Raw genomic sequence first — 16,025 nt, forward strand, 5'->3', positions numbered from 1 at the left:
GATAGTGTCACTTCGACCCGGCGAACGCCAGAATTTCGCGCAATGTAGATTTCTCGCAGACCCGCTATTTCTGCAAAGTTTTTCGCCAGATCTGTCAACTGACTCCGCAGGCATTTCGTCTGCGAAATAATGCAAATTATAAGGGCGATTAAATTTCCGTTAGCAATATTTTGTTATTCCGTATGTGCTTGAGAATTTTCTGAAGCCTTAATATGCCGGGGGGGGATGAAAAGGGTGAGCAATAAATTGTCATAGCGCAACAAATTATTATTTGCTCAAAGATAAACTGAATCCGTTTTTATTTCCCTGCTGCAATATAGTACGTTCAGGGAAAAATCAGGGTAATAATGACGTGCCGTGATTAAAAAGCTATCAGGTTTGCCGCAACTGTATTTTGCGGCTGGGAAGGGGGTGTAAATCCCCCGCAGCCCCCGCTGCTGTGATGCTGACGACCCCGTAATCGCCACTGATCGTAAGATCGGGAAGGGCGGGTGAGGATGACGCTAAGCCAGAAGACCGGCCTGATGGACATTATCAACAACTTCGGTGGGAAGTGGGTTGCTCAGTAGCGTGCGGTCGAAAGACCGGGTCAACACGCGTCCTGGCTCCGTTCTTCCTGCCCGCTACGGGGTTACAGGAATGTCAGACAGACGCAGCGCCTTTATTCTTGCCGGAACCGGCAGCGGCTGTGGGAAAACCACCGTCACGCTCGGGCTGCTTACCGTGCTGCAACGTCGTGGTTTACTCGTGCAACCCTTCAAAGTGGGGCCGGACTACCTCGACACCGCCTGGCATAGCGCCGTTACCGGCGTGGCTTCCCGCAATCTCGACAGCTTTATGCTGCCGCCGTCTGCGTTAAATGCGCTGTTTCGCCAACATTTCACCGCTGCCGATGTCGCCGTCATTGAGGGCGTAATGGGGCTTTACGATGGCTACGGCACCGACCCTAACTATTGCAGCAGTGCGGCGCTGGCAAAACAGCTTGCGCTTCCGGTGATCCTGCTGGTTGATGGCAAAGCCGTATCCACCTCCATTGCCGCCACGGTGATGGGTTTTCAGCACTTTGACCCGCAGTTGCGCATTGCCGGAGCGATCGTCAATCGGGTAAACAGCGACAGCCATTTTCAACTGTTGAAACACGCCATTGAGCATTACTGTGACTTGCCGGTGCTGGGATATGTTCCTGTTGATCCCGGCGTGGCGCTGCCGGAACGTCATCTTGGTCTGGTCACTTCCCGCGAGTCGGTCGTCGACGCGCAGCCATGGCAGGAGTTTGCCGCACGCCTGGAACAGACCCTTGATATTGACCGCTTACTTGCTCTGAGCAAGACCACCACGCTGCCGCAGGGTGAGCTTCCTGCCATGCCCGCGCCAGAGGCGGGCGCAGGGCTGACGCTGGCGCTGGCCGACGACGAAGCCTTCAACTTTTACTACGCCGATAATCTGCAACTGCTTGAACACACCGGCGTACGCATCGTGCGTTTTAGCCCGCTGCATGACCATGAGTTGCCCGCATGCCAGATGCTGTGGCTGGGCGGCGGCTACCCGGAGCTACACGCGCGCGTGCTGTCGGCAAACCAGCCGATGCGGGATGCCATTCTCGCTGCGCACCGGCGTGGTGTGGCGATCTATGCCGAGTGCGGCGGCCTGATGTATCTCGGCGATACGTTGCTGGATGCCGCAGGTGATGAGTGGCCGATGGTCGGTGCCATCCCCGGTTACAGCCGGATGGGCAGTAAGCTCACCCGCTTTGGTTACTGCGAAGCCCGCGCAACGCAGCAGACCTTACTTGCTGCCGAAGGGGAAACCCTGCGCGGCCACGAGTTTCACTATTCCGATTTCACCCCGCGCGGCGATGCCGTGCTGGCGTGCCATAAAACGCGCGATGGCGAAGTGCTGAAGCGCTGGCAGGGCGGCTGGCAGGTGGGCAACACCTTTGCCAGCTATTTACATCTGCATTTCGCCCAGCGTCCAACGATACTGGAACACTGGTTTGCTGCCGCAAGGAGCGCGTCATGACGTTGCTGGCCTGGTGTGTCGCATTTCTGCTCGATCGCTTACTTGGCGACCCGCCGCACTGGCCGCATCCGGTACGCTGGATCGGCGCGTTGATTAACCTGGTACAAAGCGCCGTCCGCCGAGTGTGCCGCAGCGATACCGCGCTGCGCATCGGCGGCGGGGTGATGTGGCTGTTGGTAGTGGGCATCACCTGGAGCGTTGCCTGGGGCGTGCTCGCGCTAGCGCAGGCAATCCATCCGTGGTTCGGCTGGTGCGTGGAGGTGTGGATGATTTACACCCTGCTTGCCACGCGTTGTCTTGCGGATATGGCGCGGGAAGTGGAGCAGGCGCTGCGCTTCTGTTCGCTTGCCGAAAGCCGCGAAAAGCTGTCGTGGATTGTCGGTCGTGATACCGCGCAGCTCCAGCCGCCGCAAATCACCCGCGCGGTAGTGGAAACCGTCGCGGAAAACACTGTCGATGGTGTTATCGCGCCGCTGTTCTTTTTACTGCTCGGTGGCGCGCCGCTGGCAATGGCCTACAAAGCGGTCAATACCCTGGATTCGATGGTGGGCTACAAGCATGAAAAATACCGCGCGATCGGCATGGTCAGCGCGCGGCTGGATGATGTCGCCAACTTTATCCCGGCGCGTCTGAGTTGGCCGTTACTCAGTATGGCGGCATGGCTCGCAGGTAATGATGCGGGCAATGCGCTGCGTATCGGTTTTCGCGATCGGCGCAACCACAGCAGCCCCAACTGCGCCTGGCCGGAAGGTACCGTGGCCGGGGCGCTTGGCGTGCGGCTTGGCGGGCCAAATGACTATTTCGGCCAGCGAGTCGAAAAACCGTGGATTGGCGATGAGCTCCGCGCCATCACGCCGGATGACATTCCCCGTACCATTCGCATGATGTGGCTTGCCGCCACGCTGGCGCTGGCACTGTTTGCGCTGATACACCTTGCCCTCGTGGGCGCATAAGGATGAAGACGATGGATTATTTGCAGCAACCGCAGGCTATTGAAGCCAAAAGTTTTGTCATTATCGGCGAGATTATCCAGCAAACCCGCCCCGATTTTCGTTTTGCCAGCCCGCTGCATGAAGCGGTAATCAAACGGGTCATCCACACCACCGCTGATTTCGACTGGCTCGATATTCTGTGGTTTTCCAGTGATGCGCTGCAACGTCTGTGCGGGGCGATAACGCAAGGCTGCACCCTTTATACCGACACCACAATGGCGCTTTCCGGCATTAATAAGCGGCTGCTGGCGGAGTTCGGCGGCGAAGTGCGTTGCTACATCTCCGATCCGCGCGTGGTGCGTAAAGCCAAAGAGGAGGGGATCACCCGTTCGATGGCGGCGGTCGATCTGGCGCTGACGGAAGCAGAAGAGAAAATCTTTGTTTTCGGCAATGCGCCCACGGCGTTGTTCCGCCTGCTGGAACACAAGGTGCCGGTCAGCGGCGTGGTCGGTGTGCCAGTCGGTTTTGTTGGCGCTGCGGAATCGAAAGAGGCGCTGGTAGAGAGCGGTTTGCCCGCCATTGCCGCGCAGGGTCGCAAGGGCGGCAGCAATGTGGCGGCGGCGATTATTAATGCGCTGCTCTATCACTTGCAGGCGGCGCAATGAGCCAGGCCTTCGACGACCCGGTGTGGCACAACGGTAAAGCCCTGCGCAAAGGCTATACCACCGGTTCCTGCGCCACCGCAGCGGCAAAAGTCGCGGCGTTGATGGTGCTGCGCCAGCACATTATTCACCAGGTCTCGATTGTCACCCCCTCCGGCGTCACCCTGCATCTGAATGTGGAATCGCCGCACATTGAAGGCCAGCAGGCGATTGCCGCCATTCGCAAAGATGGCGGCGACGATGTGGATGTCACCCACGGCATGCTGATCTTTGCCCGCGTCACGCTCACCGAGGATGACCAGATTGTTCTGCGCGGCGGTGAAGGTGTGGGTACCGTCACCCGCAAAGGTATTGGCCTGGCGGTGGGGGAAGCGGCGATCAACCGCACGCCGCGCCAGACCATCGAAGCCGCTGTCCGCGAAGTGATTGGCCCCACGCGCGGCGCGCAGGTGGAAATTTTCGCCCCGGAAGGCGAAGAGCGGGCGAAGAAAACCTACAACGGCAGGCTCGGCATTCTTGGCGGTATTTCGATTATTGGTACCACCGGCATCGTGACGCCGATGTCAGAAGAGAGCTGGAAACGCTCGCTGTCGCTGGAGCTGGAGCTAAAACGCGCGGGCGGAATGGAACGGGTGATCCTCGTGCCGGGCAACCACGGCGAACGCTTCGTGCGTGAGCAGCTTGGCGTCTCCGGCGAGCTGGTCGTGACGATGAGCAACTTCGTTGGCTACATGATTGAAGAGGCGGTGCGTCTGGGCTACCGGCAGATCGTGCTGGTCGGCCATCCCGGCAAGCTGGTGAAAATCGCCGCCGGTATTTTTCATACCCACAGCCATATCGCGGATGCGCGGATGGAGACGCTGGTCGCACACCTGGCGCTGCTCGGCGCGCCACATGATCTGCTGCTGAAGGTCAGCGACTGCGACACCACCGAAGCGGCAATGGAGTACATCGATGCTGCCGGGTTCAGCCATCTTTACACGCATCTGGCGCAGCGGATCTGCCTGCGCATCGCGCAGATGCTGCGTTTCACGCAAAACCCGCCGCAGTGTGATGCGGTGCTGTTCTCTTTTGATAACAAAGTGCTGGGCGCGAATCGCCCGGTTGAAGAGATTGCCGGAGATCTGAAATGTTGACCATTGCCGGCATGGGGCCGGGTAACCTCGCGCTGATGACGCCGCAGGCGCTGGAGGCCGTGGCGCAGGCCGACGTGCTGGTCGGCGGCAAACGCCACCTGGCGCAGTTTGCCGATTTTCGCGGTGAAGTTCGCGTACTGGATGCTGACATCCCCGGCCTGCTGACGTGGCTTGAGCAGCAACAGCAGCGGCGCGTGGTGGTGCTGGCTTCCGGCGATCCGCTGTTTTACGGCATCGGCACCCGGCTGGTGGCGCATTTCGGTATCGGGCAGTTGCGCATTATTCCCGGCATCAGCGCCGTGCAATATCTCTGCGCGCGCACGGGTATCGATATGAATGACATCTGGCTCACCAGCAGCCACGGGCGGGCAGTGGATTTCGACGCGTTAGCCCGCGCCCACAAAGTGGCGATGGTCACTGACGCAAAGTGCGGACCAAAAGCGATTGCAGAGGCATTGCTGGCGCGCGGCGCAGAAAAGTGCTGGCTGGTGATCGGGGAAAACTTAGGGCTGGACGATGAGCGCATCCACCGGCTGCGTCCGGCGGAAGTACAGGCCGAATATGCAATGAATGTGGTGGTGATCCTCAATGAAAGATGAGCTGTTTATCCGTAGTGAAAAGGTGCCGATGACCAAAGAGGCGGTGCGTGCGCTGGCGCTGTCGAAGCTGGAGTTGCATCGCGCGCAGCACCTGATCGATATCGGCGCGGGTACCGGCAGCGTCAGCATTGAAGCGGCGCTGGCGCACCCGGGCTTGCAGGTCACCGCCATCGAGCGTAACCCGGCGGCGCTGGGACTGCTGGAAGATAACTGCCTGCACTTTGGCTGTCGCAACATTGCCATCGTCACCGGCGCAGCGCCGCTGTTTGTCGATCGGCTTGCCGATGCGGTGTTTATGGGCGGCAGCGGCGGCAACCTGGCGCAACTGATTGACTGGTCGCTGGCGCAGCTTCACCCCGGAGGACGGCTGGTGATGACCTTTATTTTGCAGGAGAACCTTAACAGCGCGCTCTCACACCTGCGCACCCGCCGGGTTGCCGGGCTGGATTGCCAGCAAATCCAGGTCTCCCTGCTCACCGGGCTGGGCAGCGGTCATTACTTCAAAGCGAATAACCCTGTCTTTTTGATTTCCTGCGAAAAGGAGAAGCAGCATGCCTGATAACGCTGATGCACAAACGGTCTGGTTTGTCGGCGCCGGGCCGGGCGATCGTGAACTGATCACCCTGAAAGGCTACCGGCTGTTGCAACAGGCTCAGGTGGTGATTTACGCCGGATCGCTCATCAACACCGAGCTGTTGGAATATTGCCCGGCTGGCGCGGCATGTCATGACAGCGCCGAACTGCATCTTGAGCAAATTATCGACCTGATGGAAGCCGGAGTGAAAGCCGGGAAAGTCGTGGTGCGTCTGCAAACCGGCGATGTTTCGCTTTACGGCTCGGTGCGCGAGCAGGGTGAAGAACTGACCCGGCGCGGCATCCGCTGGCAGGTCGTGCCGGGCGTCAGCGCGTTTCTCGGCGCGGCGGCAGAATTGGGCGTTGAGTACACCGTACCGGAAGTGTCGCAGAGCCTGATCATTACCCGCCTGGAAGGGCGTACGCCGGTGCCGGAGCGCGAGCAGCTTGAATCCTTCGCCAGCCATCAGACGTCGATGGCTATCTACCTTTCCGTGCAGCGCATCCATCGCGTGGCGGAGCGCTTAATCGAAGGCGGCTACCCGCAGACCACGCCGGTGGCGGTGATTTACAAAGCCACATGGCCACAGAGCCAGACGGTACGCGGCACGCTGTCGGATATCGGCGACAAAGTGCGTGAAGCTGGCATCCGTAAAACCGCGCTGATCCTCGTTGGCGCATTTCTTGGCGAGGAGTACCACTACTCGCGGCTGTATGCGGCGGATTTCAGCCATGAATACCGTAAAGCCTGAATCGATTGCGCTGTTCTGCCTGACGCCGGGCGGCGTGGCGCTAGCGAACCGTCTGAAAGCGGTGCTGCCGATGACCTGTTTTACCAGCGAGAAGCTGCTCACCGACGGCTTTCAGCCTTTTGCAGGCAGCTTTGCGCAGACCTTGCGCGAGGCCTTTTGCCACTACCCGGCGGTGGTGTTTATCGGCGCAACGGGCATTGCCGTTCGGGCGATTGCTCCGCTGGTCAACGACAAATTTCTCGATCCGGCGGTGATCGTCATTGATGAACGCGGCCAGCATGCGATCAGTCTGCTTTCCGGCCACTACGGCGGCGGAAACGCGCTGACGCGTTATCTGGCGGGCGTACTGGATGCCGATCCGGTGATCACCACGGCGACCGATGTAAACGAACTGGCGGCGCTGGACACGCTGGCCTGTCAGCTTGATGCGCGGATGGAGAATTTTCGCGCGGCGGTAAAGACCATCAACCACATGCTGGTCAGCGGTAAACGCATCGGCCTGTGGTGTGAAGAGGCGCTGCGTGAGGAAGTGGCAAGCTGTGATACGCGAGGTTTTATCCCCGTCACGTGCCTTGACGCTCTGCCGGAACTGGACGGGCTGGTCTGCGTCTCCATTCGGGCGCAACTGCCTGCGCTGCCCGTGCCGGTGTTTAAACTGGTGCCAAAGCGCGTGGTCGCGGGGATCGGCTGTCGGCGCGATACGCCGTTTGCCTTGCTGTCGGCGTTACTGCAACGCCAGTTGCAGGCGCAGGCCTTCGATCCGCTGGCGCTGCGGGCGATTGGCAGCATCAGCTTAAAGCAGGATGAGAAAGGGCTACTGCAACTGGTGGAGAGCCTGCGGGTGCCGTTTGAAATTTTTACCGCGCAGGCGCTGCGTGAGCACGAGCATCGCTTTCCGGCCTCGGACTTTGTCCGGCAGACCGCAGGCGTGGGTAGCGTTTCCGGCCCGGCAGCCTGGCTGATGAGCCAGGGGCAACTGGTTGGTGAGACCCTGCGGGAGCAGGGCGTGACAATTACTTTGGGAGTTTCGCACTGATGTTAACGGTAATCGGGATTGGCCCCGGATCACAGGCAATGATGACCACGGAGGCCATCGATGCGCTACAGGCAGCGGAAATTGTGGTGGGTTACAAAACCTACACGCACCTTGTCAAAGCCTTCACCGGCGATAAGCAGGTGATCAAAACCGGCATGTGCAAAGAGATTGAACGCTGCCAGGCGGCGATTGAGCTGGCGCAGGCCGGGCATAACGTGGCGCTGGTCAGCAGCGGTGACGCCGGGATCTATGGCATGGCCGGGCTGGTACTCGAACTGGTCAACAAGCAACAGCTGGATGTGGAAGTGCGGCTGGTGCCGGGGATGACCGCCAGTATCGCCGCCGCTGCACTGCTGGGCGCGCCGTTGATGCACGACTTCTGCCATATCAGCCTGAGCGACCTGATGACGCCGTGGCCGGTTATCGAAAAACGCATTATCGCAGCCGGCGAGGCGGATTTCGTTATCTGCTTCTACAACCCGCGAAGCCGGGGCCGCGAAGGGCATCTGGCGCGGGCATTCGAACTGCTGGCGGCCAGCAAAAGCGCCAACACGCCGGTGGGCGTGGTGAAATCTGCCGGGCGCAAAAAAGAGGAAAAATGGCTGACCACGCTCGGCGAGATGGATTTTGCACCTGTTGATATGACCAGCCTGGTGATTGTCGGTAACCGCGCCACCTATGTGCAAAACGGTCTGATGATCACTCCGCGAGGCTACACCCTGTGATGGCAGGCGAGGTGCTGGTGATTGGCGGTACCAGCGATGCGCGGCTGATTTGCCAGCAACTGGATGAAGCCGGAGTGCGTTACACGCTGTCGGTTGCCACGCCGACCGGTGCGCAACTGGCAGGCAACATTCGCGGTCAGGTGCGCTGCGGACGGCTGGAGCTGGGCGAGATGGTTAGCTGGCTCAAACAGAACGATACGCGCTGGGTGATCGATGCTTCGCACCCCTACGCCGACGTGGTCAGCCGCAATATTGCCTACGCCTGCAACGCGGCGCAGGTGTTGCTGAGCCGTTATCAGCGCCCGGAGCAACTGCCGGAGCTGCAACATCCGCTGCTGTTCAACGTCGCCACACTGGAGGAAGCCTGCGACAAAGCCCGTAATCTGGGTGAGCGTATCTTGCTGACCACCGGCAGCAAAGATCTGGCGCGCTGGCGCGACGGATTGCCGGGGAAAACGCTGCTGGCACGGGTGCTGCCCGTGGCGGATGTGCTGGCGCAGTGCGCAGAACTGGGTTTTGGCGTGGGGGAGATCTTCGCGCTGTGCGGCCCGTTTAACGCTGAATTTAACGCCGCGTTTTATCGCCAGTACCGCGTTGAAGTGATGATCACCAAAGCCTCCGGCGCGGAAGGCGGTTATCTGGAAAAAGTACAGCCTGCGCTGGATGCTGGCATCCCGTGCATTGTGATTGCCCGGCCGCAACCGCAGGTCGTGGGCGATGAGTTACTCAACAGTCAGGATGACTTTGCCGGACGCTTGCAACGCTGGCTGGCGGCACAGTGAGGAGAACAGAATGAAGAAAGCCCTTCTGGTGGTGAGCTTTGGCACCAGCTATCGCGACACCTGTGAAAAGAACATCGTCGCCTGCGAGCGCGATCTGGCGGCAAGCTGCCCGGATCGTGCGCTGTTTCGCGCTTTTACCTCCGGGATGATCATTCGCAAGCTCAAACAGCGCGACAACCTGCATATCGACACGCCGCTGGAGGCGCTGCAAAAGCTGGCGGAGCAGGGGTATCAGGACGTGGCGATCCAGTCGCTGCACATTATCAACGGCGACGAATACGAAAAAATCGTTCGTGAAGTCCAGACACTGCGCCCGCTGTTCAAACGGCTGGTGATTGGCGCGCCGCTGCTCAGCAGCCACGACGATTATCTGCATCTGATGCAGGCGCTCTCCCGGCAGATGCCGCAGGTCGCGGCCGATGAGCGCGTGGTGTTTATGGGTCACGGCGCCAGCCATCACGCTTTTGCCGCTTACGCCTGCCTCGACCATATGATGGCGGCGTACCGTTTTCCGGCGCGTGTTGGCGCGGTGGAGAGTTACCCGGAAATCGATCTGCTGATCGACGGCCTGCGTCATGAAGGGGTGAAAGCGGTGCACCTGATGCCGCTGATGCTGGTGGCGGGCGACCATGCGATCAACGACATGGCGTCCGATGACGATGATTCGTGGAAGACGCAGTTTGAGCGCGTCGGTATTGCCGCGACGCCGTGGTTACAGGGCTTAGGCGAGAATGCCGATGTGCGTGCGATGTTTGTCCAGCATCTGCATCAGGCGCTGGCGCAAGTGATGGAGGCCGCAGCATGAGCGGTAAACTTTACGCGCTGAGCACCGGTCCAGGTGCTACCGATCTGATCACCGTGCGCGGCGCGCGCATTCTTGGAAAGCTCGATGTGCTGTATGCCCCGGCCGGGCGCAAAGGCGGCGACAGCCTGGCGCTTTCCATTGTGCGCGAGTACCTCGGCGCGCAGACCGAAGTACGCTGCTGCCACTTTCCAATGAGCGCTGACAGCGCAGAAAAAGAAGCGGTGTGGGACGAGGTCGCCGCCGCGCTGGCAGCGGAAGTGCGGGCCGGTAAACAGGTGGGGTTTATTACCCTCGGCGATGCGATGCTGTTCAGCACCTGGGTATTCCTGCTGCAACGGCTTGGCCAGCCGCAGTGGCTGGAGATTGTACCAGGCGTCACGTCGTTTGCCGCCATTGCCGCGCGTGCGCAGGTGCCACTGGCGATGGAGCAACAGTCGCTGGGCGTGGTGTCCTGCACCGCGCCGGAAGATGAAATCCGCCAGGCGTTACAGCAACACGACAGCCTGGTACTGATGAAAGTCTATGGCCGTTTTGCCCGTATCAAAGCGTTGCTGGCGCAAGCGGGGCTGCTGGAGCACGCCCTGATGATGGCGGAAGCCACCCTGCCCGGCGAGCAGTGCTGGCGGCAGCTTAGCGAGGTTCGCGATGACCAGCCGCTGCCCTATTTTTCGACCATTCTGGTGAATAAACAGTGGGAGAGAAGATGAAAACGCAACAACTGAAACAGTTGTCCTGCAGCGGGCTTGCCGCGGCGCTGCTGCTGATGGTGGTGCCGCAGGAGGCCTTCGCCATGCACATTATGGAGGGGTTTCTGCCGCCGATGTGGTCGCTGGCGTGGTGGGTGCTGTTCCTGCCGTGCCTGTGGTACGGGCTGGTGTGTCTGCGCCGCATTGTGGCAGACGATACCAACCAGAAGGTACTGCTGGCGCTGTGCGGTGCGTTTATTTTTGTCCTGTCGGCGCTGAAGATCCCGTCGGTGACCGGCAGCTGCTCGCACCCGACCGGCGTCGGGCTGGCGGTAATTTTGTTTGGCCCCGGCGTGGTGGCGATTCTTGGCGCGATTGTGCTGCTGTTTCAGGCGCTGTTGCTGGCGCACGGCGGGCTGACCACGCTTGGCGCCAACGGCATGTCGATGGCGGTCATTGGCCCTGTTGTCGGCTATGTGGTGTGGAAACTGGCCTACCGGGCGGGTTTCCGCCGCGATGTGGCGGTGTTTCTCTGCGCCATGCTGGCAGATCTGGCGACCTACTTCATTACCTCGCTGCAACTGGGCGTGGCATTCCCGGATCCACAAACTGGGGCAACTGGCTCGATCGTGAAATTTATGGGCATCTTTTGCCTGACGCAAATTCCGATTGCCATCGCGGAAGGGTTGTTGACGGTGATGATTTACGATCAGCTCACCAAACGACAGTTGATCTCCGTAAGGGGGCATTAAGATGAAAAAGACCCTGATTCTGCTGGCGATGGTGATCGCCCTGATGGTGCTGCCGTTCTTTATCAATCACGGCGGTGAATATAATGGTTCCGACAACCAGGCGGAAAGCCAGATCCTGGCGATTGCGCCCCATTACCAGCCGTGGTTCCAGCCGCTGTATGCGCCAGCAAGCGGCGAAATTGAAAGCCTGCTTTTTACCCTGCAAGGCTCGATTGGCACAGCGGTCATTTTCTATATCCTCGGTTATATGAAAGGCAGGCAGCGTGATCGCGAACGGTCTTGATCGGCTGAGCTACCAGAGCCGCTGGTTTCACGTTGCGCCGGAGCGTAAATTTATGTTCTGGTTGCTGATGATGGTGCTGGCCTTTTCTCTGCCGCCATTCGGGCAGGGGGTGTTGCTGGTGGCGCTGGCGATTTTTACCTGCTGGCTGCTGCGCGTCTCACTCTGGCGCTGGCTGCGCTGGATGGCTCTGCCGATGGGCTTTTTGCTGGTTGGCGTGGTGACGATTCTGTTCAGCGTGACGCGCGAGCCGCAGCAGCTGTTGTACGGCGTGCATCTGGGCAGCATCTGGATCGGCGTAACGCTGCAGGGGCTGGCATCAGCCAACAGCACGTTATGGCGCAGCCTCGCCGCGCTGGCGGCAACCTTCTGGCTTGTGCTCAATCTGACCTTTCCGCAACTGATTGTCTTGCTTAAACGCGGGCGCGTGCCGCGATTGCTGACCGAACAGATCCTGCTCACCTGGCGCTTTATCTTTATCCTGCTCGAAGAGGCGGCGGCGCTTCACCGTGCGCAGACGCTGCGCTTTGGTTATCGCACCTTACCGCTGAGCTACCGCTCACTGGCGATGCTGGTGAGCCTGTTATTTACCCGCGTGCTGCTGCGCTACAAAGCGATGGCGACCACGCTGGATATCAAACTTTATCAGGGTGATTTTCACCTGTAGGGACGAGGCATGCTGGCATGTGAAAATCTGTGGTTCAGCTACCAGGATGCGCCGACGCTGAAAGGGCTGACGCTCGATTTTTCCCGCCAGCCGGTGACCGGGCTGGTCGGCGCGAACGGCTGTGGGAAATCGACGCTGTTTATGAACCTGAGCGGTATCCTGCGCCCACAAAAAGGGGCTGTGCTGTGGCAGGGAAAACCGCTCGATTACAGCAAGCGCGGGTTGCTGGCGCTGCGCCAGCAGGTGACTACTGTATTTCAGGACCCCGATCAGCAGATTTTCTATACCGATATCGACAGCGACATCGCTTTCAGCCTGCGCAACATCGGCGTGGCGGAAGCGGAGATCGCGCGCCGCGTTGATGATGCCCTGACGCTTGTGGATGCGCACTCCTTCCGTCAGCAGCCAATCCAGTGCCTGAGCCACGGGCAGAAAAAGCGCGTTGCCATCGCTGGCGCGCTGGTGATGCAGGCAAAATATCTGCTGCTGGATGAGCCCACAGCGGGTCTTGATCCCGCCGGGCGCGCGCAGATGATCGCGATCATCCGCCGTATTGTCGCGCAGGGGAATCATGTGGTGATCTCCAGCCACGATATTGATTTGATTTATGAAATTTGTGATGCAGTCTATGTGCTGCATCACGGCGAATGCCTGACGCAGGGAACGCCCGGCGAGGTGTTTGCCCGCTGCGCGCTGGTTGAGAAAGCCGGTCTGACGCAGCCGTGGCTGGTAAAACTGCACAGCGAGCTGGGTTTGCCGCTGTGTAAAAGTGAAGATGAATTTTATGCCCGCATGCGGGCGATGCGGGTTAAGGAGGCGTCATGACGCTGGCAATTATGTTGCAGGGCACCGCCTCAGATGTAGGTAAAAGCGTGCTGGTGGCCGGGCTGTGCCGCATTTTTTATCAGGATGGGCTGAAAACCGCCCCCTTTAAATCGCAGAATATGGCGCTCAATTCCGGTATCACGCCGGATGGCCAGGAGATGGGGCGCGCGCAAATATTCCAGGCGGAAGCGGCGGGTATCGTGCCGGATGTGCGTATGAACCCGGTGTTGCTTAAACCCACCAGCGACCGTAAAGCGCAGGTGGTGTTGATGGGCAAGGTGGCGACCGACATGGATGCCGTCAGCTATCACGACTACAAACCCCATCTGCGTGCTCAAATTATGCGCGTCTGGCAAAGCCTGGCGCAGGAATACGAGGCGCTGGTGCTGGAAGGGGCAGGCAGCCCGGCGGAGATCAACCTGCGCGATCGGGATATCGTCAATATGGGCATGGCGGAGATGGCAGCCTGCCCGGTTATCCTGGTGGCGGATATCGATCGCGGCGGCGTTTTTGCGGCCATTTACGGCACGCTGGCGCTGCTCCAGCCGCATGAACGCTGGCGAGTAAAAGGGGTGATCATCAATAAATTCCGCGGCGACGTCGCGCTATTGACGCCGGGCATAAAACAGATTGAAGAACTGACGGGCGTTCCGGTTATCGGTGTGATGCCGTGGCTGGAGGTTGATCTCGAAGATGAAGACGGCGTGGCGCTGCAACGTGGCAAATACCTGAGCACTGGCGAGCGGGCGCTGGATATCGCAGTAGTGCAGCTTCCGCATATTTCCAACTTCACCGATTTTAACGCGCTGGCCGCGCAGCCGGATGTGCGCGTGCACTACGTGCGCTCGCCCGATGCCTTGCAGGACGCGGATCTGGTGATTTTACCGGGCAGTAAAAATACCCTCGGCGATCTCCAATGGCTACGCGAAAGCGGGCTGGCGAAGGCGCTGCTTGCCAGGCATCGCGCGGGCGTACCGACGATCGGCGTTTGCGGTGGTTACCAGATGCTCGGCGAGACGATCGTCGACGAGGTGGAATCCGGACTGGGTACGCAGCCGGGGCTGGGGTTGCTCAATACCGTGACCCATTTCGCACAGGATAAAACCACCACGCTTGTTGAGGCCCGTTTGCAGGAGACGCTGCCCGGCTGGCTGGCGAACTGCGCCGGGCTGGCGCTGCGCGGATATGAGATTCATATGGGCGAAACAACGTTGCAAAGCGGTTGTCGTCCGGCGCTGTGGTTAGAGAAAAACGGTCAGCGCGTGGCGGATGGTGCGGTCAGCGATGACGGTCTGGTGTTTGGCACTTATCTGCACGGCCTGTTCGACAGCGATGCGTTTACCCGCGCGTTGCTGAATGGCCTGCGCGAGCGTAAAGGATTGGGGCCGCTCGATATAGCCGTAAATTATGCCGATTATAAAGCGCAGCAGTTTGATATCCTCGCCGACGCCATGCGCAAGCATGTCGATATCGATCGTATCTACCAGATTATGCAGCAACATCAGGAGCCAACATGTTAACCCTTGTTACCGGCGGGGCGCGCAGCGGCAAGAGCCGCCACGCCGAGTCGCTGGTTGCAGACGCCAGCCGCGTACTCTATATCGCCACTTCGCAGATCTTTGATCAGGAGATGGCGGCACGTATTGCGCACCACCGGGCGAGCCGTCCGGCCCACTGGCGTACCGAAGAGCGCTGGCTGCAGCTGGCGGAAATCATTACTCCCGACAACGATAGGCGCGAAGCCGTGTTGCTGGAGTGCATCACTACGCTGACGACCAATCTGCTGTTTGCCTTTGGTGGCGAGAGTGACCCGGAACAGTGGGATTACGCCGCGCTGGAAACGCAGGTGCAGCAGGAAATTGACGCGCTGATAGCCGCCTGCGCGGCCTGCCCGTCGCCGGTGGTGCTGGTCACCAATGAAGTGGGGATGGGGATTGTGCCGGAAAACCGCCTCGCGCGGCATTTCCGCGATATTGCCGGGCGTGTCAATCAGCGGCTGGCACAGGCGGCGGATCACGTCTGGCTGGTGGTGTCCGGGATAGGAGTCAAAATCAAATGAAACTGTTCTTCGCCACGCTGTCATTTATCAGCCGTCTGCCGGTGCCGGAGCGCTGGGTGCAGGGGCTGGATGTCGCCGATTATGTGCGCGGGATTGTCACTTTTCCCCTCGTCGGCGTACTGCTGGGCGCTATTAGCGGCGGCGTACTGGTGATATTGCAGCCGTGGTGCGGCGCACCGCTGGCGGCGCTGTTCTGCGTGCTGGCGCTGGCGTTGCTGACCGGCGGGTTTCATCTTGATGGCCTTGCCGATACCTGCGACGGCGTTTTTTCCGCCCGGCGGCGCGAGCGGATGCTGGAGATCATGCGCGACAGCCGTCTCGGCACGCATGGCGGTCTGGCGCTGGTGTTTGTGCTGGCAGCGAAAATCCTCACTCTTAGCGAACTGCAACTGCGTGACGCGCCGATGATCGCGGCGCTGGCGGCGGCCTGTGCCGCCGGGCGCGGCTGCGCGGTGCTACTGATGTTCGGTCATCGCTACGCCCGCGAAGAGGGGCTCGGCAATCTGTTTATCGGCAAAGTGTCGGGGCGCGATACGTCAGTCACGCTCATCATTACCGCGCTGGTCACGCTAGGGTTGCTGGGCGCGAAAGGGATCGTGGCGCTGCTGGTGACTCTGGCGGCGGTATTTCTGCTCGGGCAGATGTTGAAGCGCACGCTTGGCGGGCAGACCGGCGATACGCTCGGCGCCGCCATTGAGCTTGGCGAACTGATTTTTCTTCTGGCGCTGTTATAAA

19 protein-coding genes, 1 pseudogene and 1 riboswitch are annotated in these 16,025 nt (G+C 60.0%); all 20 genes and pseudogenes read left to right on the forward strand.

Going from position 1 to position 16,025, the window contains the following annotated elements; all coding sequences use genetic code 11:
• Window positions 1-5 precede the first annotated feature (5 nt).
• Window positions 6-152, forward strand: a pseudogene (locus tag CWM66_RS29235) (helix-turn-helix transcriptional regulator); the annotation flags it as partial.
• A 205-nt stretch (window positions 153-357) separates the two neighbouring features.
• A riboswitch (cobalamin riboswitch) is annotated at window positions 358-540 on the forward strand.
• Between the two features lie 99 nt (window positions 541-639).
• Window positions 640-2,019 carry a cobyrinate a,c-diamide synthase gene (locus CWM66_RS09660; protein WP_007371315.1) on the forward strand — a complete coding sequence of 460 codons (1,380 nt, stop codon included), beginning with the start codon at window positions 640-642 and terminating at the stop codon, window positions 2,017-2,019.
• Window positions 2,016-2,972, forward strand: coding sequence for an adenosylcobinamide-phosphate synthase CbiB (cbiB, locus tag CWM66_RS09665; protein ID WP_007371316.1), 957 nt, complete (start codon window positions 2,016-2,018; stop codon window positions 2,970-2,972). Before CWM66_RS09660 ends, cbiB begins: the two co-directional genes overlap by 4 nt.
• An 11-nt stretch (window positions 2,973-2,983) precedes the next feature.
• Window positions 2,984-3,616 (forward strand): cobalt-precorrin-8 methylmutase, encoded by a 633-nt coding sequence (locus tag CWM66_RS09670; protein ID WP_007371317.1) that lies wholly within the window; start codon window positions 2,984-2,986, stop codon window positions 3,614-3,616.
• Window positions 3,613-4,749 carry a cobalt-precorrin-5B (C(1))-methyltransferase CbiD gene (cbiD, locus tag CWM66_RS09675; RefSeq protein WP_072439772.1) on the forward strand — a complete coding sequence of 379 codons (1,137 nt, stop codon included), beginning with the start codon at window positions 3,613-3,615 and terminating at the stop codon, window positions 4,747-4,749. The genes CWM66_RS09670 and cbiD overlap by 4 nt, the downstream gene beginning before the upstream one ends.
• Window positions 4,743-5,348: a cobalt-precorrin-7 (C(5))-methyltransferase gene (locus tag CWM66_RS09680; protein ID WP_007371319.1), complete on the forward strand. Its 606-nt coding sequence runs from the start codon at window positions 4,743-4,745 to the stop codon at window positions 5,346-5,348. Before cbiD ends, CWM66_RS09680 begins: the two co-directional genes overlap by 7 nt.
• Complete coding sequence (locus CWM66_RS09685; protein WP_107146581.1) at window positions 5,338-5,907, forward strand: decarboxylating cobalt-precorrin-6B (C(15))-methyltransferase; 570 nt, start codon at window positions 5,338-5,340, stop codon at window positions 5,905-5,907. The genes CWM66_RS09680 and CWM66_RS09685 overlap by 11 nt, the downstream gene beginning before the upstream one ends.
• Complete coding sequence (locus tag CWM66_RS09690) at window positions 5,900-6,673, forward strand: cobalt-precorrin-4 methyltransferase (RefSeq protein WP_035888698.1); 774 nt, start codon at window positions 5,900-5,902, stop codon at window positions 6,671-6,673. The genes CWM66_RS09685 and CWM66_RS09690 overlap by 8 nt, the downstream gene beginning before the upstream one ends.
• Window positions 6,654-7,709 (forward strand): cobalt-precorrin 5A hydrolase, encoded by a 1,056-nt coding sequence (gene cbiG / locus CWM66_RS09695; protein WP_079517700.1) that lies wholly within the window; start codon window positions 6,654-6,656, stop codon window positions 7,707-7,709. Before CWM66_RS09690 ends, cbiG begins: the two co-directional genes overlap by 20 nt.
• Window positions 7,709-8,434, forward strand: a complete 726-nt coding sequence (locus tag CWM66_RS09700; RefSeq protein ID WP_107146582.1) for a precorrin-3B C(17)-methyltransferase — start codon at window positions 7,709-7,711, stop codon at window positions 8,432-8,434. The genes cbiG and CWM66_RS09700 overlap by 1 nt, the downstream gene beginning before the upstream one ends.
• Window positions 8,434-9,216, forward strand: a complete 783-nt coding sequence (locus CWM66_RS09705) for a cobalt-precorrin-6A reductase (protein WP_369878885.1) — start codon at window positions 8,434-8,436, stop codon at window positions 9,214-9,216. Before CWM66_RS09700 ends, CWM66_RS09705 begins: the two co-directional genes overlap by 1 nt.
• Before the next feature lie 10 nt (window positions 9,217-9,226).
• A complete protein-coding gene (locus CWM66_RS09710) occupies window positions 9,227-10,021 on the forward strand; it encodes a sirohydrochlorin cobaltochelatase (protein ID WP_035888694.1) in 795 nt (264 codons plus the stop codon).
• Window positions 10,018-10,728 carry a cobalt-factor II C(20)-methyltransferase gene (locus CWM66_RS09715; RefSeq protein WP_035888693.1) on the forward strand — a complete coding sequence of 237 codons (711 nt, stop codon included), beginning with the start codon at window positions 10,018-10,020 and terminating at the stop codon, window positions 10,726-10,728. Before CWM66_RS09710 ends, CWM66_RS09715 begins: the two co-directional genes overlap by 4 nt.
• Entirely contained in the window at window positions 10,725-11,459 is a 735-nt protein-coding gene (gene cbiM / locus CWM66_RS09720) for a cobalt ECF transporter S component CbiM (RefSeq protein WP_107146584.1), read from the forward strand. The genes CWM66_RS09715 and cbiM overlap by 4 nt, the downstream gene beginning before the upstream one ends.
• Before the next feature lies 1 nt (window position 11,460).
• On the forward strand, window positions 11,461-11,742 hold the full coding sequence (locus tag CWM66_RS09725) for an energy-coupling factor ABC transporter substrate-binding protein (protein WP_035888688.1): 282 nt from the start codon (window positions 11,461-11,463) through the stop codon (window positions 11,740-11,742).
• On the forward strand, window positions 11,726-12,406 hold the full coding sequence (locus tag CWM66_RS09730) for an energy-coupling factor ABC transporter transmembrane protein (RefSeq protein WP_071921864.1): 681 nt from the start codon (window positions 11,726-11,728) through the stop codon (window positions 12,404-12,406). The genes CWM66_RS09725 and CWM66_RS09730 overlap by 17 nt, the downstream gene beginning before the upstream one ends.
• 9 nt (window positions 12,407-12,415) lie before the next feature.
• On the forward strand, window positions 12,416-13,231 hold the full coding sequence (locus CWM66_RS09735; protein WP_107146585.1) for an energy-coupling factor ABC transporter ATP-binding protein: 816 nt from the start codon (window positions 12,416-12,418) through the stop codon (window positions 13,229-13,231).
• Window positions 13,228-14,751: a cobyric acid synthase gene (locus CWM66_RS09740; protein WP_107146586.1), complete on the forward strand. Its 1,524-nt coding sequence runs from the start codon at window positions 13,228-13,230 to the stop codon at window positions 14,749-14,751. Before CWM66_RS09735 ends, CWM66_RS09740 begins: the two co-directional genes overlap by 4 nt.
• A complete protein-coding gene (gene cobU / locus CWM66_RS09745; RefSeq protein ID WP_107146587.1) occupies window positions 14,745-15,290 on the forward strand; it encodes a bifunctional adenosylcobinamide kinase/adenosylcobinamide-phosphate guanylyltransferase in 546 nt (181 codons plus the stop codon). The genes CWM66_RS09740 and cobU overlap by 7 nt, the downstream gene beginning before the upstream one ends.
• On the forward strand, window positions 15,287-16,024 hold the full coding sequence (cobS, locus tag CWM66_RS09750) for an adenosylcobinamide-GDP ribazoletransferase (RefSeq protein ID WP_071921030.1): 738 nt from the start codon (window positions 15,287-15,289) through the stop codon (window positions 16,022-16,024). The genes cobU and cobS overlap by 4 nt, the downstream gene beginning before the upstream one ends.
• The last annotated feature ends 1 nt before the right edge of the window (window position 16,025 follow it).

It is taken from the genome of Kosakonia sp. H7A (assembly GCF_003028445.1).
GTDB lineage: Bacteria > Pseudomonadota > Gammaproteobacteria > Enterobacterales > Enterobacteriaceae > Kosakonia > Kosakonia radicincitans.

Bases quoted from the DNA above. Each gene is read 5' to 3' on its own strand.
- CWM66_RS09660 (WP_007371315.1), top strand. From the start codon at position 640: ATGTCAGACAGACGCAGCGCCTTTATTCTTGCCGGAACCGGCAGCGGC.
- cbiB (WP_007371316.1), top strand. From the start codon at position 2,016: ATGACGTTGCTGGCCTGGTGTGTCGCATTTCTGCTCGATCGCTTACTT.
- CWM66_RS09670 (WP_007371317.1), top strand. From the start codon at position 2,984: ATGGATTATTTGCAGCAACCGCAGGCTATTGAAGCCAAAAGTTTTGTC.
- cbiD (WP_072439772.1), top strand. From the start codon at position 3,613: ATGAGCCAGGCCTTCGACGACCCGGTGTGGCACAACGGTAAAGCCCTG.
- CWM66_RS09680 (WP_007371319.1), top strand. From the start codon at position 4,743: ATGTTGACCATTGCCGGCATGGGGCCGGGTAACCTCGCGCTGATGACG.
- CWM66_RS09685 (WP_107146581.1), top strand. From the start codon at position 5,338: ATGAAAGATGAGCTGTTTATCCGTAGTGAAAAGGTGCCGATGACCAAA.
- CWM66_RS09690 (WP_035888698.1), top strand. From the start codon at position 5,900: ATGCCTGATAACGCTGATGCACAAACGGTCTGGTTTGTCGGCGCCGGG.
- cbiG (WP_079517700.1), top strand. From the start codon at position 6,654: ATGAATACCGTAAAGCCTGAATCGATTGCGCTGTTCTGCCTGACGCCG.
- CWM66_RS09700 (WP_107146582.1), top strand. From the start codon at position 7,709: ATGTTAACGGTAATCGGGATTGGCCCCGGATCACAGGCAATGATGACC.
- CWM66_RS09705 (WP_369878885.1), top strand. From the start codon at position 8,434: ATGGCAGGCGAGGTGCTGGTGATTGGCGGTACCAGCGATGCGCGGCTG.
- CWM66_RS09710 (WP_035888694.1), top strand. From the start codon at position 9,227: ATGAAGAAAGCCCTTCTGGTGGTGAGCTTTGGCACCAGCTATCGCGAC.
- CWM66_RS09715 (WP_035888693.1), top strand. From the start codon at position 10,018: ATGAGCGGTAAACTTTACGCGCTGAGCACCGGTCCAGGTGCTACCGAT.
- cbiM (WP_107146584.1), top strand. From the start codon at position 10,725: ATGAAAACGCAACAACTGAAACAGTTGTCCTGCAGCGGGCTTGCCGCG.
- CWM66_RS09725 (WP_035888688.1), top strand. From the start codon at position 11,461: ATGAAAAAGACCCTGATTCTGCTGGCGATGGTGATCGCCCTGATGGTG.
- CWM66_RS09735 (WP_107146585.1), top strand. From the start codon at position 12,416: ATGCTGGCATGTGAAAATCTGTGGTTCAGCTACCAGGATGCGCCGACG.
- CWM66_RS09740 (WP_107146586.1), top strand. From the start codon at position 13,228: ATGACGCTGGCAATTATGTTGCAGGGCACCGCCTCAGATGTAGGTAAA.
- cobU (WP_107146587.1), top strand. From the start codon at position 14,745: ATGTTAACCCTTGTTACCGGCGGGGCGCGCAGCGGCAAGAGCCGCCAC.
- cobS (WP_071921030.1), top strand. From the start codon at position 15,287: ATGAAACTGTTCTTCGCCACGCTGTCATTTATCAGCCGTCTGCCGGTG.